Source organism: Pseudoalteromonas rubra (assembly GCF_005887115.1).
Classification (GTDB): Bacteria; Pseudomonadota; Gammaproteobacteria; order Enterobacterales; family Alteromonadaceae; genus Pseudoalteromonas; species Pseudoalteromonas rubra_F.
This window is the reverse complement of record NZ_PNCJ01000005.1, coordinates 447795-473803: the sequence shown is the minus strand read 5'-3', so window position 1 is coordinate 473803 and position 26009 is coordinate 447795. Positions and strand designations below refer to the sequence as shown.

The 26009-nt window shown below is 44.5% G+C and carries 20 protein-coding genes; 12 read left to right on the top strand and 8 right to left on the bottom strand.

Going from position 1 to position 26009, the window contains the following annotated elements:
- Positions 1-193: 193 nt before the first annotated feature.
- Positions 194-907 carry a response regulator transcription factor gene (locus tag CWB98_RS02880; RefSeq protein WP_138543456.1) on the bottom strand — a complete coding sequence of 238 codons (714 nt, stop codon included), beginning with the start codon at positions 905-907 and terminating at the stop codon, positions 194-196.
- A 330-nt stretch (positions 908-1237) separates the two neighbouring features.
- Here CWB98_RS02880 and CWB98_RS02875 point away from each other — a divergent pair, with 330 nt between their 5' ends.
- From CWB98_RS02875 to CWB98_RS02860, 4 genes are all read left to right on the top strand, one after another.
- Positions 1238-5248 carry a hybrid sensor histidine kinase/response regulator transcription factor gene (locus CWB98_RS02875; RefSeq protein ID WP_138543455.1) on the top strand — a complete coding sequence of 1337 codons (4011 nt, stop codon included), beginning with the start codon at positions 1238-1240 and terminating at the stop codon, positions 5246-5248.
- Between the two features lie 860 nt (positions 5249-6108).
- A complete protein-coding gene (locus CWB98_RS02870; protein WP_138543454.1) occupies positions 6109-6708 on the top strand; it encodes a class I SAM-dependent methyltransferase in 600 nt (199 codons plus the stop codon).
- On the top strand, positions 6701-9673 hold the full coding sequence (locus CWB98_RS02865; protein WP_138543453.1) for a DEAD/DEAH box helicase family protein: 2973 nt from the start codon (positions 6701-6703) through the stop codon (positions 9671-9673). Before CWB98_RS02870 ends, CWB98_RS02865 begins: the two co-directional genes overlap by 8 nt.
- Before the next feature lie 13 nt (positions 9674-9686).
- Complete coding sequence (locus CWB98_RS02860; RefSeq protein WP_138543452.1) at positions 9687-11519, top strand: NACHT domain-containing protein; 1833 nt, start codon at positions 9687-9689, stop codon at positions 11517-11519.
- A 26-nt stretch (positions 11520-11545) separates the two neighbouring features.
- Here CWB98_RS02860 and CWB98_RS02855 read toward each other — a convergent pair whose 3' ends face one another.
- Complete coding sequence (locus CWB98_RS02855) at positions 11546-14716, bottom strand: DUF3427 domain-containing protein (RefSeq protein ID WP_138543451.1); 3171 nt, start codon at positions 14714-14716, stop codon at positions 11546-11548.
- 212 nt (positions 14717-14928) lie between these two features.
- Here CWB98_RS02855 and CWB98_RS02850 point away from each other — a divergent pair, with 212 nt between their 5' ends.
- The 5 genes from CWB98_RS02850 to CWB98_RS02840 all read left to right on the top strand — a co-directional run bounded on the left by CWB98_RS02850 (position 14929) and on the right by CWB98_RS02840 (position 17821).
- On the top strand, positions 14929-15243 hold the full coding sequence (locus CWB98_RS02850) for a hypothetical protein (protein ID WP_138543450.1): 315 nt from the start codon (positions 14929-14931) through the stop codon (positions 15241-15243).
- Between the two features lie 366 nt (positions 15244-15609).
- On the top strand, positions 15610-15768 hold the full coding sequence (locus CWB98_RS23870; RefSeq protein WP_171045567.1) for a hypothetical protein: 159 nt from the start codon (positions 15610-15612) through the stop codon (positions 15766-15768).
- A 151-nt stretch (positions 15769-15919) separates the two neighbouring features.
- Complete coding sequence (locus CWB98_RS24570) at positions 15920-16051, top strand: hypothetical protein (RefSeq protein ID WP_283241192.1); 132 nt, start codon at positions 15920-15922, stop codon at positions 16049-16051.
- Between the two features lie 256 nt (positions 16052-16307).
- Positions 16308-17540, top strand: coding sequence for a UPF0149 family protein (locus CWB98_RS02845; RefSeq protein ID WP_138543449.1), 1233 nt, complete (start codon positions 16308-16310; stop codon positions 17538-17540).
- Between the two features lie 17 nt (positions 17541-17557).
- Positions 17558-17821: a hypothetical protein gene (locus CWB98_RS02840; RefSeq protein WP_138543448.1), complete on the top strand. Its 264-nt coding sequence runs from the start codon at positions 17558-17560 to the stop codon at positions 17819-17821.
- A gap of 741 nt (positions 17822-18562) precedes the next feature.
- On the opposite strand, the gene CWB98_RS02835 is transcribed toward CWB98_RS02840, so the two are convergent.
- Positions 18563-18883, bottom strand: a complete 321-nt coding sequence (locus CWB98_RS02835; protein WP_138543447.1) for a hypothetical protein — start codon at positions 18881-18883, stop codon at positions 18563-18565.
- A 112-nt stretch (positions 18884-18995) separates the two neighbouring features.
- On the opposite strand from CWB98_RS02835, the gene CWB98_RS02830 reads away from it, so the two are divergent.
- The 3 genes from CWB98_RS02830 to CWB98_RS02820 all read left to right on the top strand — a co-directional run bounded on the left by CWB98_RS02830 (position 18996) and on the right by CWB98_RS02820 (position 21994).
- Complete coding sequence (locus CWB98_RS02830) at positions 18996-19898, top strand: LysR substrate-binding domain-containing protein (RefSeq protein WP_138543446.1); 903 nt, start codon at positions 18996-18998, stop codon at positions 19896-19898.
- A gap of 202 nt (positions 19899-20100) precedes the next feature.
- The gene (locus CWB98_RS02825; RefSeq protein WP_171045566.1) at positions 20101-20775 is read left to right on the top strand and encodes a substrate-binding periplasmic protein; all 675 of its coding nucleotides are present in this window, start codon (positions 20101-20103) and stop codon (positions 20773-20775) included.
- Positions 20776-20875: 100 nt separating this feature from the next.
- Entirely contained in the window at positions 20876-21994 is a 1119-nt protein-coding gene (locus tag CWB98_RS02820) for a DUF1570 domain-containing protein (RefSeq protein WP_138543444.1), read from the top strand.
- Positions 21995-22853: 859 nt separating this feature from the next.
- On the opposite strand, the gene CWB98_RS02815 is transcribed toward CWB98_RS02820, so the two are convergent.
- The 5 genes from CWB98_RS02815 to CWB98_RS02800 all read right to left on the bottom strand — a co-directional run bounded on the left by CWB98_RS02815 (position 22854) and on the right by CWB98_RS02800 (position 25242).
- Entirely contained in the window at positions 22854-23156 is a 303-nt protein-coding gene (locus CWB98_RS02815; protein WP_138543443.1) for a helix-turn-helix domain-containing protein, read from the bottom strand.
- A 296-nt stretch (positions 23157-23452) separates the two neighbouring features.
- Positions 23453-23602 (bottom strand): hypothetical protein, encoded by a 150-nt coding sequence (locus CWB98_RS23865; protein ID WP_171045221.1) that lies wholly within the window; start codon positions 23600-23602, stop codon positions 23453-23455.
- Positions 23583-24116, bottom strand: coding sequence for a hypothetical protein (locus CWB98_RS02810; RefSeq protein ID WP_138543442.1), 534 nt, complete (start codon positions 24114-24116; stop codon positions 23583-23585). Before CWB98_RS02810 ends, CWB98_RS23865 begins: the two co-directional genes overlap by 20 nt.
- Before the next feature lies 1 nt (position 24117).
- Entirely contained in the window at positions 24118-24426 is a 309-nt protein-coding gene (locus CWB98_RS02805; RefSeq protein WP_249364582.1) for a helix-turn-helix domain-containing protein, read from the bottom strand.
- A gap of 387 nt (positions 24427-24813) precedes the next feature.
- A complete protein-coding gene (locus CWB98_RS02800) occupies positions 24814-25242 on the bottom strand; it encodes a hypothetical protein (protein ID WP_138543441.1) in 429 nt (142 codons plus the stop codon).
- Between the last annotated feature and the right edge of the window lie 767 nt (positions 25243-26009).

The window sequence follows — 26009 nt, the reverse complement described above, 5'->3', positions numbered from 1 at the left end:
ATGTGGGGTTGTCGGTGAAGGCTAATTGCTTTTTTATCTCCCCCCGGTCAGGGAGTGGTATGTCAGGCATGCACAGAGTAGTCTGCGCACTAAACGCGAAGGCACCTTGCTTCGGTTTTATTACACTTCGCAATAAAGCCTTTAGGCAGATAAACGTGAGCGAGAAACCAATCCTTGAGCTCTCACTATGGGTTTAGGGGATGAGCAGGCTTTGTTTTGCTTTTAATACCGCTTCTGTTCTGTTTGCTGCGCCAAGTTGAATCAGGATCTGGCTCACGAGTTCTTTGACTCTATCCTTTGATACCTGCATTAGCTCGGATATTTCTGGGTTGGTCATGCCTTTAGCCATATACAATAAACACTCACTACTTTTTGGCGTAAGTGATGGGCGCATAAATAAATAGTCCGGGCATTCGTTGAGTATTCTTGGTACCAGCGTGAGGGTAATGTCACTCAATAGTGTACCGTGTTGTTTGTAAAGGAATTCTATTTTTTCAGAGCTCTGAGATGAAAAGTAGTTCACAAACACTATGGCGCTGTTGTAATGCACGGGTATGACAACCCCTCCACTTATTTTTTCTTTTTGCAGGAGGTTGCCCAGGCTCTGCGGCGCAAGCGATGCGCGCATATAGTCGTCAGTGCACCAGTATCTCGGGGCCAGCGTATGTTGGCAATAATGCATCAGTTCGTCAGAGAAACAGTGCCCCTCAGTAAAATAAGCATGCAAAAACTGCTCTGAGCAAGTTGAAAGGTATCTGAAAGTAGGCTCTGTACCATTCACACCAACTATCAGAAACTGATCCATGCCCAGCGGTTCAGAGAATCTGCTTAGTGCGCTAGTGATTGCCGTTTCCGGGTAAAGTGAAAATGCTTCCGTTTGGCCAGTTCTGTTACCTGAGTAGTCCATATAAACTCCTGTGTGCTTCTTGTTGTCGTGCAGGCTCCATTGTTGGGCCTGCACCGTTAAGCTAGTGAGTTTTGTGGTTTATACGTTATGAAAAAAGCGACACCTTACCCTGGAAAAGCGACATGTCTAATTATTAGCTTTAAATTCATATTGTTACATTTTTCAATTGGTTCGGAGTCAAATTGGAAGTGGGTGATTATTGTGCAAATTAAAAATAAATTGAGCAATTAGATAAATATATTGTCAATTTCTTAACATTTCAGTTGACTGTACCTGTTAAAGGTTATAGAAAGTATTTACGCATTTTACCGCTGGGACGCACAGGCACTGATGCTCAAATGGATTCTCGCAATTAGCCTTGTACTTTTAATACACTGTCATGTGTTTGCACAGGAAAACACCGATGACAAGCTCAGGTTACATCCAGTCAATATAGATAAATTGGATATGGTCACGTTGATCAATTCGGTATCACAAGACAGCCGTGGCTATTTATGGGTGAGCGGTATCTCTGGGGTGCTCAGGTTTGATGGTTATCAGTCTGTTTTTTATCCTTACCCGCAAGCAAGAAAAGTAGTGGAAGATGCCCAGGGCAGGAGATGGCTGCTAACAGGCAATGGACTTTACTTGTACTGCAGCAAAGAAGACAAATTTAATTCCTATCTTGATGAGTTACACCATGGTAAAGACGGTCATCAGATGCTGTTCAGGGATAGCTTTAGTGCCGTCAGGAATATAAACAGTCACACCTTCCGCCCCGTTGCTCTTCATCAGGATCAGCAAGGCTTCTTTTGGTTGGCCGGAGATGATGGGCGTATTGTCCGTTTCTCTGCCGATGATGACAGGTTCCGCTTATATGATTTCCCAAGTTCCCGAGTAAAGCACAATCTTCGCTTTGGTATTACGTTCTATCGGGATACCCCTTTGTTTGTATCCACTGAAGGGGAAGTATACAGCCTGGATAAAGTCTCGGGAGCATTTGTCAAAATCTGGCAAAGCACAGAGCTGGCAGGTGCCAGAATCGTGATTTCTGGTGAAGCGAATACGATGTACGTGGTGTCTGAACACGGTTTTTATTTGTTAGACCTGTCAGAGACAAGCAGACAGCCATTAAAGCAGTTTGAGTTTGTTGATCACAGAGCAATCAAATCTGTGCACAGGGGGCTTCATGCGACCTATATTATGACGGATTCCGAGCTGTTTGCCTTGGGGGCCAACAACAAAATAGACAGTGTAAATAGTTATTACGCAGACGGTCGAATGAGGCAAATGTTCCTTGCGAACAGTGTGTTTGATGAGCAGGGGGCTGTGTGGCTATCGAGCAACAGAGGGATATTTGAAGTAGAGCAACCTCTACCTCAGCTGAGCAACGGCAATGTAAAATCGTTGACCAAAACCACGACTATGCCCATGGTTAAAAGCGTGCTCGTCGATAACCAGGAAAACCTGTGGTTTATTAGTCAACATACAGTGTATTTTAGAGCCGCTAATGCAGCGCGGGGGCAACCGGTGTCGATAGACCCTGAGCTGCCGGATCGAAAGTTTTACAGTGTTTTCTCTGATAAAGACAACATGCTTTGGTTTAGCTCGGCTTCTAGTCTGTATCGCTACAACAGGCAACAAAAAACCACACAAAAAATACAGGTCCCATTAGAGGTTGCGGTCATGGGCAGCCAAATTACAGACATTGAGCAAACTTCAAATGGTCATCTCTGGTTGCTGACATACCGTGGCGTCGCTGAGTATGACCCTGAGCATAACCAGATACTCTCTTTTCAGCCTGGTCACTTTAAAAATCTAAAAAAAGGTCCCAATGACACGGTCCTGGCATGTGGGTTTGATACCTACCTCCTGGGGCAATTTAGTGCGCGTAAAATTCAATTTCAGATAGAGAAAACCAACAAGAGATTTGTTGTATACGACGCCTCGATAGAAAACGATGGTCAGCTTTGGGCTGCGACTTCTTATGGTTTGCTGCTGCATAGTCTGACAACAGGGCAGACACAACAGATCGACCTGAACGGAGTTTATCCGGACCTGGCATTTTTCTTTGCTTACCAGGACCGGGCGGGTTATATCTGGCTGATGGACATGTCCAACCTTTACAAAGTGAGCTTGCAAACCAGGCAGGTTACGTTTTCTATTCCCCAGAAACGCTTGAATATCGGCATAAAGACCTACGGCAGTATAGCAGAGTCGTCCACAGGCACTTTGTATATCGGTGGGGTGAATGGTTTTGCTGAACTTGAAAACACGTCAGCCATTGCACCCTATGGGGTGCACATTAATCGTGTGATTGTGCAAGGAGATAGCTACCCAGTCTACCTGGATGAAGAGAGCGCTGAATACACCATTTCTCCCGGTACACAGTTTGACAGTACACAAAGGAATATTAAGTTTGAGTTTGTTAACATCAAACGCGATCCGGATATAGATGTGTACTATCGCTACCAGTTAGTGGGGTTCGATAACGAATGGAGCGAAGTAGATCAAACGGAGCGAAGCGCTACTTATACCAACCTGCCTCCCGGGCAATATGAATTTGTAATACGCAGCAGAGCCATTTCAAGTGGCTGGACACAAGCGCGTTTTAAGTTTGAGATTGCCACACCTTATTACTTAACGGGGTGGGCGTTCGCATTTTATGTCGTGTGTCTTGTTATACTGATAGCGCTAAGCCATGTATTAAGGACACACCAGCTGAAGCGCCAAAATCAGCGGCTGGAAAAGCTGGTGGTAACGCGCACGCAGGAAATTGAACAAAAACGTGCCCAGATTGCCACACTCATGGAAAGTAAAAACCAGCTATTTGGTAATATTTCACATGAATTGCGCACTCCCTTATCGGTCATCATGCTACCTATAAAAAGCATGCTAAAACAAAACTCTAATTCAGATAACCGGACCTGGCAGGCAGCTTTTTCTCAAGCCCAGCGACTCGAAAAGTTAATAGATAATTTGATCCGTTATGCCAGGAAAGACGACCTGTCAACGGTAGAAAATCACCACTTCACCGCAAAAAATGTACTGATTAAGCAAATTAGAGCGTTTGAGTTGCTGGCACATGAAAAACAGATTCAGGTCACCGTGAATGACTCTCTGGCTAATCAGGAAGTGCTGCTTAATGAGGCAGACTTTGAGCAGGTAGTAACAAACTTACTCTCTAATGCGGTTAAGTACACGCCAGTGGGCGGTGTCATTGCAATCTCAGCCCACCAGTGTAGCAATATTTTGAAAATCACAGTTACTAATTCCGGGCCGGGTATATCGGCTGCGCTACAGAGCGAGGTGTTCAAGCGTTATGTAAGGGGAGAGCATAAAGAGATTAGTGGTGAAGGAATTGGCTTATCTGTTGTTCATCAATTGGTCACCAAATGTAGCGGTAAAATCACATTGGAAAGTGAACCTCATAAGGGATGTTGCTTTACACTACATATTCCGATATTTCATAGTGTTGAGATGGATAAGACTGAGGCAGAAGAAAGCGTTTCAAAGCCGCAGTCTCACACACCATCAGAGCAGAAACAAACCCGCAAGCCCGGGTATTCGCTGCCTCGCATATTGATCGCAGAGGATAACCCCGAGCTTAGAATGGTACTGCGTGAATCATTATCCACCTGGTTTGATTGCATGGTGGCCACGGATGGAGAGTTGGGTTTAGCATTAGTAAGGTCTGAACTGCCGGATCTAATTCTGAGCGATGTGATGATGCCGAACATGACCGGGCTTGAGATGCTGAGGGAGGTTAAACAAGATGAGTCGACCAGCCACATACCCGTTATTTTATTGACCGCTAAAGAGGATGACGCCAGCCGTATTTTGGGATTTGAAGCTGAAGCGGATGATTATATGGGTAAGCCTTTCGATATCGATGTATTACGGTATCGAATAGAAAATCTAATTAAGGGGCGAAAGAAACTGGCGCGCGTGTTTCAGCACCAAATCTTGCATAACGAGCAAATCACCGGGGCTACTACAGATGAAAAACGTACGCCATTTATTGATAAGATCCATCAGGCGATAGCACAGAATTACCAGGACCCTGAATTTGACACTGAACGCATGGCCGGACATGTTTTTTTGAGTACACGGCAATTACAGCGAAAAGCCCGAAGTCTTACCGGGCTGTCGCCCAACGCATTGCTAAGAAAGTATCGTTTACAGCAGGCTTGTTTAAAGCTGAGAACTGGCGTACTCGTCACCGACGTAGCATATCAGGTCGGTTTTTCATCGCCGGCTTACTTCAGCAGTTGTTTTAAATCTGAGTTTAACTTGTCACCTCAGCAATATGTAAAGCAGCAGTCCACTGAGATTGAGCAGGAAACAGACAGGTCGGTATAAGGGAAAGTGGTTGATACATCAGGCACAACATGTGTGCCTGATGAACTCGAAGTTAAACTGAGTTATGATTTGTTGGGGTCTATACAAGTCGTAACGTTGGGGTGCGTATCTGGCAGATCGCCTTGGTTTGGAGACCCGACAAAGCCGCCCTGGACGAGGGGCGTCGCTTTCGTGTTAAGGTCACGGTTAGTAGACAAAGATTTTAGTTTTTTTGATCGTAGATTCAGTTTCATAATGGTTTCCGTGTTGTTATGTCACCGAGGACACTTTTGCACTTTATCTAATGATTGTAAACGCCCAAAATACCAAAATAGGTACTTCGTATTACCCCCATTCGGGGAGTATAAATTTTACGGCAACCATGTGTTAGCGTGCAGGGGCCCATATACGCCATAAAGGCACCATCGTCATTCCGGCCAACGAGCCGGGAACCATCCATCTAACATGCTGTAATCCGCTGTAATTGAGCTGGGATCCCTCTTAAGTTATCCTGAAAAGTTAATCGAAGAATTATTAAATCCTTAGATACTCAGCCGCTTAGCACTCGCAATCCAATTTTTAATCAAAAGTTGAGCAATTGTTTTAAAATCGCTAACGATAGCGGACAAAAAGCTACTCAATCAGACAAAAGTGTTGTAAATTATTTATGCGTCTGCACCAAATGATGGTTGCTCTGGTTATTGTCTAACTCGTAATCGTATAAAAAAGGGCAGGCACACAACAAGAACAGTTTTAAAGTGTCGCGCAAAGGAAGTTGTAACCGCCGAACAACAGGAAAGGAGCCACAGAACACTCTGGCACCAAACCTGTCCCATGCATCACCTCCTTACCGGCTGCACCACAGAGTAAACGGGTGAGTGATGTCAGACTCCACATTAGAATATTACAGCCGCAATGCCGTCAGCTTTGCCGAGGCAACTTTTGCAGTGAACATGCAGCCTCTGTACGACGAGTTTTTACCCGCCATACCCAAAGGCGGCAAAATCCTCGATGCAGGCTGCGGCTCCGGCCGCGACGCACTGGCGTTTAAAAACCTCGGCTACCGGGTCGATGCTTTCGACGCTTGCGCTGAGCTTGCTAACATCGCCAGCTTCCACCTGGAACAACCCGTCGGCTGCTTCAGCTTTGATGAACTCAGAGCAACCAATACCTATGACGCCATCTGGTGCTGCGCCAGCCTGCTGCATGTGCCAAAGGCGCAGCTGCCAGACGTATTCCAGCGCCTGCAAAACGCACTCAAACCAAACGGCATCATCTATATCTCATTTAAATACGGCGAAGGCGAACGCACCGCGGACGGCCGTGCATTCACCGACCTCACAGAGCAAAGCCTGAACGCCTTACTAGCCCAAAACACCGGCCTTAAAGCCAGCAAAACCTGGCAAACAGGCGACCAACGCCCCGGCCGCGAACACGAACGCTGGCTTAATGCGCTGTTGGAAAGGGTGAGTGGTGAATAGTTTTAGTCAGAACACCGTATTGCAAAATAGCACGCGTCAGCTGACGACGGGTGGCACCGATCCCTTATTGCCAAAACTCGTGCATGCCATTAACCATGCCGACGAAATTGAAATCACAGTCTCTTTTATCCAGCCAAGTGGGCTTTCGTTGTTATTCGATCCTCTGCTTGAGGCACTGCGCAGTGGCGCGCAGCTCAAACTGCTTACTTCTGATTATCTCGACATCACCAGTCCAGTGGCATTACGCGAACTAATGACACTGGTTGAGCGTGGCGCTGATATTCGCATTTATGAAAGTGACAAACACCATAGCTTTCATATGAAGTCGTACATTTTTGTTAAAACCCAGCAAAATAGTACTGAAATTGCAGCAGGCTGCGCCTTTATCGGCTCAAACAATATTAGCAAAAGCGCACTGACCACAGGGTTGGAGTGGTGTTTTCGCCATGACTATACCCATCCGCCAGGCAGCAAGGGCGCCTGCGAATTCAATCATATTCGCCGGGCATTTGCTGAGCTGTTTGCTCATAACAAGGTGAAAACACTCAGCCATAGCTGGATTGATACCTATATACAAAGACGAAAAGCGCCGCAGTTTATTGTCGCCGGTGAATCGGAAGACGACAGCGATGCAGAGCCCGTAACACCGCGCGCTGACCAACAGCTGGCACTGGATGCGCTGGCAGAAACGCGCCGCCAGGGCTTTAAACGGGGCCTGATGGTGCTCGCAACGGGTATGGGTAAAACCTGGCTTTCGGTATTTGATGCGCAACAAATGCATGCAAAGCGTATTTTGTTTGTGGCTCATCGCGAGGAGATCCTGACTCAGGCCCAGCGCACCTTCGCGCGATTATTGCAATGCAAAACCGGGCTATACACGGGTAAACAGAAAGACTCGAACGCCGATTGCCTTTTTGCCTCAGTCCAGACGTTAGGGCAAGCGCGTCATTTGCAGCGCTTCGCGCCGGAACATTTTGACTATATCGTGGTGGATGAATTTCACCACGCAAGTGCCCGGGTCTACCGCGCATTACTCAACTACTTTACCCCACAGTTCCTGTTGGGTTTAACCGCCACGCCGGAGCGTACCGATCAGGCCGATATACTTGGACTGTGCGACAACAACCTGGTGTTTGAACGCAACCTCACTCAGGGGATCGATAATGGTACGCTGGTGCCATTTCAATATTATGGTATTTGGGATCAAGACGTTGATTACACCGCAATTCCCTGGTGCAACGGCCGGTTCGATCCGGATGCACTGGAAAATCAGTTTGCCACCAGTAAACGGGCGGCACATGCATTAAAAGAATGGCAAGCGCGCAAGCAACAACGCACGCTGGCATTTTGCATTTCTAAACGCCATGCCGAGCATATGGCCGGGTACTTTAATGATGCTGGTGTAAAGGCGCTGGCCGTACACAGCGACACTCAGGTACGCCGTAATGATGCGCTAAAGCAGCTTGAGCAAGGGCAGGTTGAGATTTTATTCTCAGTGGACTTATTTAACGAAGGCACCGACTTACCCAGCATTGATACTGTACTGATGCTGCGGCCCAGCGATTCCAAGATTCTATTTTTACAGCAGCTTGGTCGGGGATTGCGTACTTGTGAAGGCAAAACCCACCTTACCGTGCTGGATTTTATCGGTAACCACCATAGCTTTTTAAATAAGCCGGCGGCGTTGCTTAACGCGCAAGGCGCAAAGGGCGTGACACAAGCACTGAAAGCTCCCAAATTGCCCGAAGGGTGCTTCATCAATTTTGACCTAGAGATCACCGATTTCTGGCAGCAACTGGCCAAAATACAACGCACCACAGCACTGGAAGATTATGAGCATCTGGCACAGCTGCTTGGGCATAACCCAAGTGCAAGCGAGTTCTATCGCCACTACGGCGACCTGAAAAAAGTCAATAAACAACATGGTAGCTGGTTTGCGATGCTGGCCGATATCGGAGACGAAATTAACGCAGACTGGTTAGCGCCATACGCAGACTTTCTGTTTAATGCCGTACAGCAAACCAGTATGACCAAATGCTTTAAGGCCATTTTGCTGCAAGCGTTTATACGGCTCGATGGTTTCAGAGCTGCCCCAACCCTGAGCGAACTGGCCAAAGTCAGCGCAGCAATTCTAGCACGCTACCCACACCTTAAAGCACATGACCTGCCAGAACCCAAAAGAACGCTGGAACCAGACAGCCATGCCTGGTTCAGCTACTGGCTTGGCAACCCGATAGAAGCCTTTACCGGACTCAAAAAAGCCAAACAAGGTATAACCTGGTTTAAGGTCGAAAAAAACGGCGAAGATCTGCAAGCCGCACGGTTGGTCGCGAACGTACACTCTGGCCAGCTCCCTGAGCAGGATATCGACAAGCTGGCCGACTGTGTTGCAGAGCTTATTGAACTCAGACTAGCTGAATATACCCAGCGCATTGAAAACAAGCGTATTTCAGAGCTGCAAGCAGCAAGCCCAGAGCTGGAACAAGCCTCTGACGAAAAAGAGCCCGACATACCAGTGCAGCAAAGCGAACCCGACAGCAACAATGTGGTTAAGCTGCCGTATTTCCCCAATCTGAAAATTGCCTGCGGCCACTTTAAAACCGGTGACGACAGCGACATGACATGGCGTCCGGCACCTGAACGTGCTGGCAGGGTAGACCCGGACAGACACTTTCTGGCTCACGCCAGCGGCAACTCAATGAACGGCGGCAAAAATCCTATTCTGGACGGTGATTTACTGCTACTGGAACGCATTAGCAGCGACAACGCCGGTTCAATCACAGGCACCACCATCGCCATTGAACGATTTGACGGATCGGGCGACGCCCAGTTTTTACTGCGCGACGTGCAAAAAGAATATAACGAACAGGGCGAAGTCAGATACCTGCTGGTCGCCCGCAACACAGATTACGAAACCATTATCGCGGACGAGAGTTTAGTGACGTTTGCGCGGTTTATTAAATGAATTGAGGTTTATTATGCTTTTAGAGACCATAGCGTCAAAATCACTGGTAGCTCTTTCCTCTGCTATTGCAAAAAAGTTTGTAGAAAAAAGCTGGAATAAACTCGAAAAAGAGTTTTCAACTGCATTTTCGGAAGAAAAAATAAAAGATTTTTGTGCATCGTGTCAAGAGTATGTGAATTTAAGGACTATTTACTCCGCTGAGTCGGATGTTTTTATTGATGATGTTTATGTCCCCTTGTTCGTTTCTCCAGTTGGTGATGAAAAAACTAAATTTGAGGTTGTTGATACTAACTTTTATTCTGAAGGTGTTATCAATATTCAAGGTGTTGCGGGACAGGGTAAATCAACTTTTATGCGTAAAATGCTACTGAATACAGTTAAAGGGTCTGAGCAGATACCTGTTTTCTATGAGTTAAAATATTTTGAAGATAAGCCGCTGGTTGATATATTTATAGATTGGTTTGACAGGCACGGAATATCTTTGAATGAGCGTGTTTTAAGAAATCTTCTAAAGGAAAATAAAATAAAGGTACTATTGGATGGGTTTGATGAAATAGAGCCATCATTGCAGCCAAATGCAGCAAGACGAATAAAAGAGTTTTCAAAAGAATTTAATAAACTTACCGTTATTGTTAGTTCTAGACCATACACCGCAATAACAAGAGAGGCATCTATATCTAACTACAAAATTCTCGATTTCGAAATGGATGACATTGAAAAATTGCTATTAAAAATTTCTGATAGTGATATCAATAGAGTGGAAGAAGCAATGGAGCAGATAAAAAAGTACCCGAGGATTAAAAAGGTAATCAATACTCCTATTTTAGCAATACTACTTTTTTTGACTTATAGGTTTTGGTCTAAAATACCCGATAATTTGGCAGACTTTTACAAGAAAATCTTTATTACACTGCTTACTCATCATGATTCTGTCAAATCAGGTAAGAAAATTGAAAGGGGCATAAAAATCCCTTTAAATGACTACGATATTGAAGATGTTTTTAGCGTTTTCTGTTTTAAAACTTTCGTGAGTGGAAAGTTGGAAATGAGCAGTCGAGAAGCGAATGTTTTCATGTCTAGTGCCCTGGAATATTATTCACATGACAGAAGTCTAAGTGAATGTATGATTGAAGTCGTGAAAAGAAATACTGGGATACTATGCTCTGATGGTTATGATACTCTTGCATTTACTCATAAATCTTTGCAAGAATATTATACCGCATACTTTATCAGCAAGGAAAATGATCGAAGTAGAATAGGTTTCTATAAAAAAATGCAAAGCAGTGATGATGAAATTATGTATAGAGATATATTGGCTTTCCTTTCCGGTATTGATACTGTTTTTTATGCAAATCACTATTACATACCGGTTTTTAAGAAGCATTTTTCTGTTTCTAATGTTAGGGAAAATATAAGAACTATAGATACTTCATCTGGCTTGGAGAAAATATATTCTTCTATATTCTTTGTTTTCTCCATGGATAACTCGAGTCTAGGTTTTGCTTTAGAGAAGTGTGTTTGTGACATAAAAGGCGATTGCTCGAAGCTTTTATATGTAAATATGATGCCATGGGTAGTTATACTCTTTAGTACAGGAGTTTTTAAAAACATTGAAGATATGTTTAGTCTGGGAGAAGAGGTTGAAAGTGGTACGTATAAGGTGCCGTTAACTCGTTTGCTGGATAGCATTGGGCATAAGAAATCATCTGAGATCAAAGATCGTCTTAAAGAATTATATATTTCGTCAATTGAAGAACAGCATAGGGAGCTAATAACTCAAGCGAGAAATAGAAAGAAAAGTCTCCTTGAAGACGTTTTTAGTGAAGATGGAATTCAAATATCATAAGCGCAGTTTACAACAGGTGGCGGTTTTCACCCTACTGCCAATTTCCCCGCCTCATGCCAGATATCATTCGGCATGGGGTGGTGTAATTTCCAGGTGATATCCATAGGTTGGCTGCCTTGGTGCTGAACATAGCTAACCTCGCCGAAATTGACAAACCCCATGGTTCTGCCGTTTTCGTCAGTGTTCTGTTCACGAACAAACAAAAGTATCCGTTTTCCTGTATCTTTATGCTGGATATAACTCAGCCCCTTACCGCGTTCCGGTCGGGCTGTGTTCTGGCTTTGCCAGTGGAAAAGGGTAGGGCTGATGGCGTAATCGTTATACAGAGTGGTGGGTGAGTAAACTTTTTCGCACTTATTTAAAGTGACAAACAAAATTTCAATATTCAGAGACTTGAACTCTTTCACGCCTTCCCTTGCTGATGAACGTTTTTCAAACGTGTGTTCGCCCATGGCCGCAAAGATCTGCTCGCGGGTATATCGGCTGTGTAGTTGCAAAGCTTTGTTTGGTAAAGACGACAATGGCCGTTCTATGTGTTCGATACGATTGAGCAAAATAGACAAAACGTCTCTTAGCTCGGTTGTTAGAACGGGATGAGCCAATGCTTGGAGGCTCTCGGCCACAGACTTTGAGTTTGCCTGATTCTGTGGCGTTTCCCAAAAGTTGTAAAACGCCATCATAGCTATCGCATCTTTTGTTTTGCTATCAAACTGAGTGATTTGCGACATATCAAAGTGATTGTCGCACAAAGCACGCAAAAAGCTCAGATAGGTCAGTGAGTTACATGCCAGCAGTTGGGTATTGATTGCCCGGTTATAAGCCTTAATCAGCGATAATTCACGCTCGACCAGTTCAGGTTGAGTGAGGCTATGCCAACGGCTGACTCCAGGTTGTGTTGGCTTATAGAGGTCTTCAAGCGTGACGCTAGGGTTTACTTTTAGGAAATTGGCCAGGGTTAATGGCAGGTTGGTGTCTTGTGTAAAGCGATTAACTAAAGCTCTGAGCCTGTTTAAGTCATTCGTTGCCTTACGAATATTATCGAGGATAACTTCTTTGCTTTGTTTTTGTAGTTCAATGCGACAACCGAGCGGTAAATGCGGAAATCCGTCTTTAATTTCATGTCCAATCGCCGTGTTTGTTTTGCCAATGAGGGCTCTGAACTTGGCTGCAAAATCGTATTCTGGCCTGGCATTGCCAACAAAATCGAGCACGGTGCAGCATTCTTTTTCGTTATTACTAAGGCGTAAACCTCGTCCTAGTTGCTGTAAAAACAGCGTGAGACTTTCTGTTGGACGCAGGAACAGCAGCGTATCAACTTCTGGAATATCGACACCCTCGTTAAAAATATCGACCACACACAAAATATTGATGTCACCGTTTCTCAAAGCGGTTTGCATTGTGTGTCTTTCTTGGGTGTTATCGCTGGTTAAAACATTTGCGTTTATGCCATTTAAATTGAATTGCTTTGCCATAAACTCAGCGTGAACTTTACTTACACAAAATGCCAGCGCTTTGATTTTATGCACGTTAACGAGGATATCCTGCATATTGGCGATAATCTTACGCGCTCTTTGGTCGTTATACGTATAAAGTTGTGTGAGTGCGGCTATTTCATAACGGCCTTGTTTCCAGGGAATGGTGCGCAAGTCAGTGTCATCATCTACCGCAAAGTAATGAAAAGGGCATAAATGTCGTTGGTTTATGGCCTCTGGCAATCGTAGTTCTGCTGCAATTATTCCACCAAAATCATTGAGTATATTGCCACCATCTTGTCGCTCTGGTGTGGCTGTGAGTCCCAGCAATATATGCGGTTTAAAGTGCGCTAAAATATCGCGATAGCTACGTGCTGTAATATGGTGCACTTCGTCGATAACGATGTAGTCAAAGTAATCGGCCGTCAGGTTTAAAGAATCTAGCTGGTTGTTAAGTGCTTGTACTGAAGCAAATAGCTGTCGGTAGCTATCTGGCTTATGGTTGCCCACCCAAAGCTCGCCAAACTGGTTGTCTTTTAAAACGGCTCTGAAGGCGCCTCGGGCTTGTTTTAATATTTCTTCGCGATGCGCCACAAAGAGTATGTTGGCATCCGGTTTGTCTTTAATAAATCTCTGGAAGTCGAACGCGGAAATTAGTGTTTTACCAGTGCCGGTTGCTGCCACTACCAGGTTTTTAGTACGCTTGTGCAGCATTCGCTCTGCACTGAGTTTATCAAGTATGGTGCGCTGGTGAGGCTTAGGTGCCAAGTCAAAATAATAGTGACTGCTGGTATCACTGATTTGATCTTTGTTGCCTGACAGGGCGGTTTTAAGTTTCTGCTTGCAGGTTTCCTGACCTGTATATAACTCAAATTCGTCGGATTCCCAGTAGGTTTCAAACGTGCTGAGTGACTTTTTAATTATATGCGGAATTTCCTGGTTGGTGATCTTCAGGTTCCACTCAAGCCCGTTTGACAGCGCAGAGTATGAGAGGTTAGATGAACCAATATACCCAGTATGAAAACCGTTGTTACGCAAAAATAAATAAGACTTGGCGTGAAGCCTTTCCTGGCGCGTGTTGTAGCTGATTTTAACTTCGGTGTTTGGTAAAGCTGCCAAAAAGTCGATTGCGCGCTGATCTGTTGCCCCCATATATGAAGTGGTAATGATCTTTAACTGTTTGCCGCTACGGGTGAAGTCATGTAGCACATCTTTGAATATGCGGATCCCTGTCCAGCGTATAAAAGAGACCAGCCAGTATATTGTGTCTGCTGATTGTATTTCTCGCTTTAGCTCGCTTTCTAAAGATAAACCGGCATTGGCGCCAGAGAATAACTCACTTTGTGTCAGTCCTGTTTGAGGAAAGATGGCATCGCTATATTGTTCCAAGTCTGCCGCTAAGGGGTTACGTTTGTCGAACAGTGCCGTGAGTATTTTCCCCTTTGTATCAACTAAGTTCTCTTCAATACATTGCGCCTCACTTAGTTGATCTTTAAGCCAGAAAACAAACTTATTAGCAAGTTGGATCTGTTGCTCAAGGCGGTTTTTGTCCCCTGTGGGGATGCTGTCGATAGCAAGTTGCATCAGCTTTGACATGAAACGTGATAACCAGATGGCCGCTTCGCCGCTTTCTAACTGACGTTCGCCGACATAAAAGCGTTCTCGGTCAAGTTGCTGCTCTACCACCTGAGTGATCAATTGTTCGTAAATGCCAAACTGCTGCACGGGTTATCCTTATTGTTTTTATGTGCTTGAAACCCAGCTAGTTTAAAGGCTTTATGTTGTTCGATAAAGAGCTTAAGTTTGTTTTGCATGCAATTCCAGTAACTCTTTATTCATATTTATGCAGCAAAATTTAAATCTGCTCACTTTACCATCAGCTTGGGTAGCAAATTACCCGCTAACTAAACACTAAAAATAAGTAAAAGGATTAAGAAATGAAAAAGCTGATTATTGCTGCGGCATTGAGTACGTGTGCGTTTTCTTCTATGGCACAAGGAGTGGTACTGGATGACGTTGGCGTATATGCAAATAGCTCGGTAAAACTGGATGTATGGGCGAGTGCCTACAATGCGTATGGCTACTGCCACGTAAATGGTTTTGACGATGCAATTGGTTTTACCACTAAGTGTGGTGAAGATGAGTCTACTTTTGCCCGTTATGCCGGTGGCACAAAGTGGGTGCAAAAAGACAGTGGTTCAAAAAATCAGTGTTATGCACTGCTTGAAACGGTTACCTGCGTAAACTACTAATAGCTGCGCTTTTGGTCGTATTGCCGCCAGGTTTGGCGACACTTTAATAGTGAATATTGGGCTGCGTTTGCGGCCTTTTTTTAAGTTTCTTTTTGCCCTGCGTTTTATAGCTTTTTTTGAGTTAAGTTCCTTTACTGATTTTTGTGGTCAGCCCTTGCCCTGGTTGATATAAGACCAAAATCTAATATCGACAGGCTTTTTCATGTACCCTTAATATGGTTATATTGTAACCTCATGTAATTGAGGTGGCATCGACTTTGTGAAAACATAGCGGGTATAGCGAGCGAGATGAACAATGGCGCTGTACGCTGTGGATGTCACTTAATAAAACATGAATTTATTCATCACGGCCACTAAGGAAAAACAATGAAAACTAAAAAAATGACGCTAAACCTGAGCAAAAAAGTCATTAAAAATCTGGACAACGCAGCAGTGAATAAGTTGCTTACAAATAAGATAGCGGGTGGTTCTAACAGCTATAACGGACCGTGTTATACACCTGCAACATCTCAGCGCTATTGCTAATACTCATTGAGTTTTTAGATTAAATGACAGCGTTGTTTTAAATGCCTAAGCGAGTTGTATTGAGTGTAATAAGCGCAAGCCGGTGTTTATAGCTGCTTTGTTAGTACGATTTATGAGCTAAGGTGTTATACGGATTTTTTGGAGGTAAAGGATGCAGGTTAAATTGAATAAAAAAGTCATCAAAAAGCTGGATGACTCTGAACTGGGTGAACCTGCGACTAAGTTAATTGCGGGTGGCCTGGTCAGCTCTATGTACACCATGTTGAAAACAGGTGTGTGCTAATTCCTGTCTCATGTGAACCATCTGTATTCAGATGGCCTTTTAGCAATGCCAGGCTCCCTGTGTGGCATTGCTCTTTTTCTGTGTTGAATATTCACAAGCTTATACAAGGCTAGCCATCTTTATTGCTGCGTAAGTGCATACTTAATGACCGAATAGACGCTTTTTTTGTATAACAGCTGTTATTTAATGGTTAATGCCTTTACCTTCGCGCTGCTGGGCGGTATAACACTCTAAACTTATGCAAAAACAAATTTCTATGTCTATTCAGTTGATTAAAAAGGCTGTTAAAGCCCTCTCGGCAAATAGTGAGCTCCAACCAGATATTCTTTACATTGAGGGATATTTAATGGGGCTGGGTGTTGCTTTGCAACCTCCTTTGCCAAGTGAATGGCTTGAGCACTTATTTGGTCACTATGAGCTCGACAATACGAAACCGTTAGAAGCCGTAATGGACTTTCAGGCTATTTGCATGCGCAAAATGATACGAGACGATAACGCTTTGCCTAAGTCTTGTGTGTTGTCTAAGTCTGATCCGCAGGAAAGTTTACAGACAGGTAAGCCACTGCCTCTTTATTGCATGGGTATGCTGCGCGCACTTACCTGGATTAATATGGAGCATATTAATGCGGAGCAGCGTCAGCAGTTACAATGGCTTAAAGAGGTCCTGAGGGGCTTTACCAGTTATGAAAAGGCCCAAAAAGAGTTTGATGATGGTGAGAGCGACTTTGCAAAGGTGCTCATTAAGCAACGTCGAATGATCCCAACCTATGTTGCTAATACCGCTTATGCGATGCGATTTGCCGACGATATGGTCGAGGTGCTGGGCGAGTACGGTATTACCGATGAGGAAATGCTGGAGCAGGCCAACGAAGTATTCAATGAGATGCTCGAAGAAGTGTTAGATCGTGACGATGAGGACGCGATTGCAGAGTTTGATGGTCTGGTCGAAAAGTTTGAGGCCAATATGATCACCCCAGATTTTGTCACCGAAAACATGGGGGTATTCTGGAAAATGCACGAAACCCGGCCCTATATGATGTTACGGGCAAAGCGGGCGCATTTAAACTTGTCTTACGGGCATGCAGATAAGGCAGCTAAAGAGCTTCAGGATTTGTTGCAACTCAACCCAAATGATAATCAGGGAAATCGCTATGTATTGCTCAATTGCCTGATTGTCATGCAAGACTGGGCACAGCTTAGAGATTATCTGGGCCAGTTTAGTGAATGCTCTACCTTTACTCAGGCCACTCATGCACTTATGTTGTTTGCCACAGAGGGCGACTCTGCACACAGTCGTGAGGCTAAAAGAGCACTGAAAGACTATAACAGCCATTTTCAGATGGTTGCTACGGGGCAGAAAAAAGCAAAACCTTACCTGGACACCTACTTGCCAGGCAGCGAAGAAGAAGTCGATTACTACCTTGAAGCGGGCGGCAAAAAAGCCTGGCTGAGTGTAGAGGGCAGTTTGTTCTGGCTCAGGCAAAAATAGGCTGCAATCAGGTGAGCATGTTTAGTAAATTCAGACAGGCATTAGCCGGCATGTTTTCCTACAAACCCAAGAGCTGGGCAGCTCAGCACTTTGAATATAGTCAGCAATCAAACTTACGCTGCGCCCCGTGCTTTAAAATAATGGCCAATCAAGATGGTTCTCTGACCCAGGCATGGTTGAGCGGAGAGTTGACCACGCCACATAAAACGGTCGATATAAATAAAAATCTATTTGAAGCCCGGAACTACGACTGGCGCAAAGACCCAGATAACCCACCTTAGCTGGTTTAAACCTGCGCCAGCGATTGTTTTTTAATATCTCTTTTTCTGCATTTGATGGGGACCAGCTATCAGGCTGTGTGGAACCAGGGGTCTTTGGGACTGGTGAGCAAACGACCGTATTGACACCACACTCCGTCATCCCGCACTTGATGCGGGATCTACTTACCGGCGACTCGGTTTGGCGAAGTTAAAGTCATATCTGAATATCTGTTCGGTTCGAGTGGTACTTTGGGTGGTTCCCGGCTCGTTGGCCGGGATGACGAGAAGAGGTGTGGAATTGTGGGTCTTTGACACTGGTGAGCAAACGACCGTATTGACTTCACACTCCGTCATCCCGCGCTTGATGCGGGATCTACTTACCGGCGACTCGGTTTGGCGAAGTTAAAGTCATATCTGAATATCTGTTCGGTTCGAGTTGTACTTTGGGTGGTTCCCGGCTCGTTGGCCGGGATGACGAGAAGAGGTGTGGAATCGTGGGTCTTTGACACTGGTGAGCAAACGACATCGCACTAACTCTACACTCCGTTGGATGGTTCCCGGCTCGTTGGCCGGGATGACGAGAAGAGGTGTGGAATGGGGGGCTTTGTCACTGGTGAGCAAACGACATCGCATTAACTCTGCACTCCGTAGGGTGGTTCCCGGCTCGTTGGCCGGGATGACGACTATGTTGGATGATGAAAGGGGTGTGCAGTGGTGTTATTTTCTAGCCTTGTGTATTTCTGCGTGTCACGCAAAAACCATCTAAAGCTGACCGAGAAACGCTTTTGCTGTTTTACGTGCCAGACACTGGGTGATTGGGGCATTGCTAAAATCCTGTTGGGATACGCTGACGTTTTTGCTTTCCAGTACTTGGTTGTTGGAATGCACCTTAACACGGCAGGTGGTTGTGCTACCTTCTTCGCTGTAGATCAGCTCTACCCGTTCGGCTTTCATAATTAAGTTTTTGTATGGATACCCCTCGCTGGTATAGACCTTGTCTGCCATAACGGTCGATTGGGCATATACACCGTTACTTACCAGTAAACCAATTAATACAAAGACTCGTAATAGATAAGCTTTCATTATTTTGCTCCTGTTCTGTGTTTTACAGCTGCAAGTATTAACCTGTGACACTGAGCTGACAAACGAGGAATTGTTTTCTATAGTTAAGAAAAACTTAATTATGAGGTGCCTGATGGCGTACAAAATGCCGCCATTTAAAGGGTTATGGTACTTTCGTGTTGCAGCGCAGTTGGGGAGCTTTAAGCTCGCGGCAGAGGCGTTGTTTGTGACCCAGGCGGCGATAAGCCAGCAGATCAGGGCTTTGGAATCGGCTTTGGGGTGCGAGCTGTTCGACCGTCAGGTTAGAAAAGTTACGCTTACCCGCGAAGGTATGGCATTGCTGCCACATCTTACGCAGGCGTTTACCCAGATAGAACAGGGGATAGAGGCACTTCAGGCTGAGCCTCAGCCCAATGTACTTAATCTGTCAGTATTGTCGTCATTCGCAACTTGCTGGCTACTACCCAAAATGCCCTTGTTCAATCAGGTGAATCCGCACCTGCAGTTGCGTATAGACCCCAGCGACGCTCAGGCCGACTTTCGAAATGGCGACGCAGATATTGGTATTCGGTTTGGGCTGGGCGAGTATCCGGGGTTAAAAAGCGAACTAATCGCTGAAGACTCAGTACTGTTGGTGTATAAACCCGGGTTGATCGACCCTGATAAATCTTTAAAAGCGCAACTGGCGTCATTGCCGTTTATTCAGGATATCTGCCCTGACGCACAGCAGGCCTGGACAGCACTGAATCATAACTTGGGAAATCGTGAGCCGAAACCCAGCCAGATGGGCATAGATAACGCTGCTTTGGTGCTACAGGCTGCCGTTGCCGGGCAGGGTGCAGCCATGCTACGTAAAAGCTTGTTAGAACAGGCTATCTCTTTAGGCCAGCTTGATGTGTATCCGCACTTTTCGTGGCCGTGTCGTTACAAGTACTATCTGGTTGCGCCTGCTGCTCATTTTGCATGGCCAAAGGTTCAGGCATTTAGAAATTGGCTTATTGCGCAGTTTATGAAAGGTGATAGCAATGTCACTTAGTTAAGTAAATTGCTATCAACAAAAAAGCCAAGATGCTGGCGTTGGCGGAGTGTTGGGGAATTCTATGCTAAACTCAAGCTTAGAATCAGTTCCGACAAGGCACTTTCTTAATATGGCTGATGGTTTTAAGTTTCTGATTAAACTGCTTATAACTTCAAACCTGTTACTCGTTTGCCATGATACATTTGCAAAAGAGCTTAAGGTGGCTTTTGGTCTTAGCCGCCCGCCTTATGTGGATGAGCGCAGTGGCTCTGGGATCAGTGTTGAGTTATTTAAACAGGCAGCCGAGCCGCTTGGGTGGCAATACAAAACATTGTTTGTCTCAATCAAACGGATGAAACGCCTGGTCGAGCGTGGGGATATTGATGTAGCCGTTGAAATGTCTCGCGCTCAGCCCGGATTGCATTACTCTGTTCCTTTTATCTCTTACAGCAATTATGCAATACATAGCCGCAACCCAGACTTTATCCTTAACTCGATGCAAGATTTAGCCAGTCATAGCATTTGCGCATGGCAAAATGCGTCTGAGCACCTCAAACTGAATGAAATAGTGGCCGGAAAAGAAGATTATCTGGAGTTTTCAAAGCAGCGCGACCAGGTTATTGACTGGCTAAACGGTAAGTGTGATGTGATTTTGATTGACGACACACTACTACACTGGCACCTGTCTGAACTTAATCAGTCGTCTTCTGTGTTCATTAATAAACAATGGGGCAAAGTGCTATTACCTTTTGAAAACAATCCGCTGTGGTTTTACGTCGCATTTGCCGATGCTCAGCTAAGGGATGAGTTTAACGCCAGTCTCACAAAACTGGTTCAGACTGGCCGATATCAACAAATAAGAGAGCACTGGAATACGTCGGCAAAAGGCAGATAAAACAATGGTGTTAATCCAGTAGAGTAGTACCTTTATCGATTATTCATCGTGTATCATCTTCTACATAACTACTTCAGTCGCCAAGGAGGCGCTCTAATAAATGAAAGACTGGATATCGAACCTGCTGTTGCTGGTATTCGTATTGTTTGCAGTGTATATGAATCGTGCATTAATCGCCGATTTTTTCGGTGTGAACATCTTTCCCCTGCCTGACATGCAGAATCAAACCGCACCTGAAACAAGTCAGCCACTGTACAGTACCCAAACTACAACGCGATATACGTCAAACGAGCCCGAGGCTGAACATTCGGAGCATACTTCATGCGGCACACCGGTTTTGTTCCAATGTAACAGCGCTTCTCTTGGCAAAGTGAAAATTCAAATCGCCGACGGTATTTACACCTGGCAGGATGAAAGAGGGATCACGCATTATAGTGACCGGCCACCAGAGCAGGGGGCGATGCAATATCGGTTTAAATCAAATCAGGCGCTGGATTATTTTGAGCTGGATCTGGATCCCGGTGCTCAGAGTACTGACTTCCGTAATCGTCTGGAGGCAAAGCTTAATGCTGTGTTTCGCACATATAGCGGGATAATTGGTCTTGAGGCGATGCGTAAAGTGAAGTTGCGTATAGTCGTTGCTAATAATCGTAGCGCCTATATTAAGATGCTTGACGTTTTAGGTGCCAGCCCGAAGGGTAATCAGGGAATTTACGTGTCTAAGCACAATGTCGCTGTCGTTGAATATCGTAACGAAGCACAGGCCATGCGCACTGCGGTGCATGAAGCGGTTCATGCGATTAATCAGGCAGTACTGGGTAACTCGCCGCGTTGGTTTAACGAGGGAATAGCAGAATATTTTGAGTACATAGAAACCTCGATGAACCTGAGCAAATTAAAACCCAATAGGTCCTGGGTGCGTAACGATTATCTGGTGGGTACTTTGGTGCACCCCAATAGCTTGTTTGAGGCTGCCGGCTCCTGGCGGGGTAAAGCACAAAGCCGAATGTACAAAAGCAGTTGGGCATTTATGTATTACCTAATGAGCTCGCAACGCGGACGAGCCCAGCTGAAGCATTACATGCGGCTAGAGCAAAAGAACCCTTGCAATCTACTTAGAAACAGTCAGATCCAATCCATATTTGAGACCGGAGCAGGCCAATTCGCGAACAGTTACGCACAATTGACAAGACAAAGGCTAACAGCACATCGATTTTAGGCGGTTGTTGGGCTCGTAGCTCTAAAGGTTGTTGATGGTTCCGGGCTCGTTGGCCGGGATGATGAGAGCAGGTGAGGAGCTGGGGGAACGCTGGCACAGGCGATAAAATTACACTGCGTTAACTCTACACTCCGTCATCCTGCACCACTCCTCGTCATCCCGCACTTGATGCGGGATCTACGTACAGGCGACGCGGTTTGGAAATTTTGAGCGATATCTGAAAATCCAGACAGCTATATGTTGCATTCGAGCTGGATGTAGCATGGTTCCCGGCTCGTTGGCCGGGATGACGGCTAGCTATCTTTAAATCGTCGATGATTCCGGTGCCTTGTTTGTACGATAGAACTCTTCTCTGGCTCTGGCTTTTACCGTATATGTGGCAAGTGCACAGCATGTAAAAAAGTAAATAAACAACAGTACGACTGGACGGAAATAGTCTTTCAGATACAGGTTGTCAATAATCCACCACTTATAGAGCCAAACTTCCGCATAAATGATAGTGTTGAGAACGATATCTATGAAGAAAATAAAAAGGAAGCCTATTTCCTGTAGAGCCAAGTGATGATTGTTGTAAACCCGCCTAAAGAAGTCCCACCCCGTTAGGTTATAGATCCATTGTGCAATATGTTTTCTATATATTATTGGGATACAAAATACGAGATCAAAGATGATACAATATAGATAGACATGAGTGGTCCATGTCATCGTTATGGGTATTAGTGCTTCGTCTATACCTTCTAAAAGTAGCATAAACAACAAAAAGTAGCGGGAACACTCATATTTCCAAGTAGTGACCAAAGCCGCTACCATGATAAAAAATGAAAAGTAATATAGGTAATGTGTAAGAGCTATTTCCACTTCAGTCCTCCTCGCCCTGTTCTTCATCGGAGTCTTTGGCTTCATTATTAGTAACAAAGCCAAAATACATGCTGACCATGTCTTTACCAAAAATTAGAAACAGGTCGAGTAGTTGGGCACTGGTCATTTCGGTTTTACCGCTTTCCCAGTTACTGACGGTAGATTGGTCTACTTTTGAGGTCATTTTGGCGGCGAGCTCTCGCTGACTGAGCCCCATTTCCTGGCGCATCTGTCGAATAGAGCGTTGTAACTGCAGTTTGAACTTATCAATTTCCTTTTTGCGCTTCCCTGATGTTGTTGTCATTCTTATATCCGCAAGTTTTATGTGGAGAAGAATTTTACACAATGTAAACTGTTGGGCAACAAGTAAAAAGCTGAGAGGTACTTTTAATGAATATATTAATTTTTTACATTGAATAGTAGAGAAGGTTTAGGATGAGAACGAAACTAACTAAGCTCTAAGAAGTTACGCCGAGCGGATGCTCGGCTATGAATATATTAATCAGCTTACTTGAAAAAATTCAGGAGCTTGTAAAAAGTGCGCTTATAGGCACGAATCGACCTTTGTTAGCTTTACCTGAAATCAAGAGTATTTAATGGTTATTTTTCAGAGCGAGGCTTCTTTTTCTCTTTAGGTGGCTTTGTAGTTATAACAATATGCGCCATAGCTGGATCGTGCGGACCATCTCCTGTTCCACCACCAACTCCACCTTGTACATATTTTAATAAATTAGTTTTCAGTTTTTGCATTGTAAAATCCTTCCCGTTTAGGGGTGTTAATCGTATATGTTAGCAATGCAAAACACATGAGTATATGTAAAACTGTTTGCACGCTAGGGCGAATTGAGTTCTTTATGAACAGTACATCGATTACACCCCACTTGTATAACCAGACTTCTATGTAAACAACAAAGTGTAATATAAAGCTAATTAAAAAGAGAATCATCAACCCAATCTCTTGCAGGGCGAAATGATTCTGTTCAGACACTCTCTTGAAGTATCCGATTTTCGTACTTTGATAAATTGAGTGGGCAATATTGGTCCTAAAGAAAACAGGCAGCATAAATGCCAAGTTCATCACCATTACATACAGATAGTGATGAGTGGTCCAGTTAAGGCTAGTTTTATAAAGAAGTTCATCAACACTTTCCACGACAAGAAGTAGTGCTAAAAAATATCTTGAGTTTTCAAACTTCCAAGTAGTTACAAGTGCAATCAGCATCAATGGAAGCGGCGCATAAGTGAGTAGTTCAATAAAATCCATCCTAAGACTCCTTCTCTTCTTGTTCTTCTTTGGTGTCTGACTCTTTTTCTGCGTTATTCAAGAAGCCGAAGTACATTGCCACCATATCTTTACCAAAGATCAGAAATAAGTCCAGTAATTGGGCACTGGTCATTTCTGTTTTTCCACTTTCCCAGTTACTCACAGTGGATTGGTCAACTTTTGAGGACATTTTGGCAGCTAATTCCCTCTGACTCAAGCCCACCTCAATGCGCATTTGCCGGATAGATCGCTGCATTTGTACTTTAAACTTGTCAATTTGTCGTTTTCTCTTCCCTGGACTGTTCTTCATATTATTTCCTGTAAGAGGTGTGTTGATTGTATTTTACTTTATTGTAACATTGCTGCAATGTTTAATACCATGCGTCCTGCAATTGATGAAAACATTCATCACTAAGTAGCTTTCATTCTAATATGGTTATTATCTGCTCTGTATACGCGTTGATTTCCTACTTTTATATTTTGAATGAAAAATGTTCAATACTTTGCGAGAAGCATTAAGAAACAAGCGTCGTTGCGTATTTTAGCGCAATGTAAGCTTGGGGTGAATTAGTTTGTATAATGGATATTATTTTAATGCGTTATTGTGCTGGGAAGTGCTATACGGCTGGCCTCTAACCGAGCGAAGTTAGTTAACCTACCTGAGTTAGTAAACTGAAATACAGCAAAGTGAGGTGGTTTAAAGCAGCTCACTTCTAATAATTCGGGCAATAGAGGTTAAATCTGTCTGACGGTGCATGGCCTCGCTTTTACTTATCCCCTTGATAGCCTCGTAATCATCCAAAAAAAATGCTGTGTCATACTTGTTTGAGCGGGAGCATTTAACATAGACCAGCACATAACAATATTGAAATATTTGGTCTAATGAGCGAAAAAAGTCGATATCGCTGGCACTGATGTTGGGCTTTACCGTATCGTTAAGCTTGTTCAGATAGACATGCTTGATATAGACCGAACGGCCGTTGCGGGAGTATTTTGCAATATCGTGAACCCCTTGATTAAAAACGGTCTTAATCTGTACATCACTGAGTGGCACCAGGCTGGAAGTAAACATGTCTGTGCCTGATTTGTGCGCTGACGTGGCCCATGACTTAAACTGTTCAAACATATCTTGGCTCCTTCAAGTATTGTTGTTCAACGGGTTGTGTATCTGGCTGCTATGTCCCTTAGTTCGTTTTTTTGAAAAGATAGTTATGCAGCCATGTTGTTATAGTGTTAAATAATAGCCTAATTGCATATTAATGTGTTCATTAATTGTAACTTTTTTAACGGGAAACTTACTACCCAGGACAAATAGGCTGTACTGAACGCGTTTTTCGTTAGCAAAATGTTTCTTTTTTGACCTGTAAGTACGAGCTTTAGTATCGCTTGCTCATAAGCACAAGTAGTCAAACTAACACTGCAATAGCTCCACACACCGCTATCCCGCACTTGATGCGGGATCTACTTACCGGCGGTTCGGTTTAGCAATCTTTACTCAGTAAAAAGCGCACTGCATCTCGTTATCTGGCACTCAGCGTTATTATCTGTAGGACTTGAATTGACTGCCGAATGGTTCCCGGCTCGCTGGCCGGGATGACGAGGTGAGTAGGGCGAAGAGGTGAGCAGGACGAAGAGGTGAGTAGGGCGAAGAGGTGAGCAGGACGAAGAATTGAGGTGAGATAAATGACGAGCGTATCGGAAGCCGTGAATAAGTTCAGGAGCGAATCACCGATCAGCAAGCGTTAAACAGACACTTTCAGCCTGGCTATTCATCAAACCACCGCGAATTGGAGAATTGTTTCTGTGGTCAAAAATTATCAGTGCCCTAGAATTACTTTATTCATCAGGTGTTGAATTAACGTTCTGCTCATTCGACTGGAGATTGACTGGTAC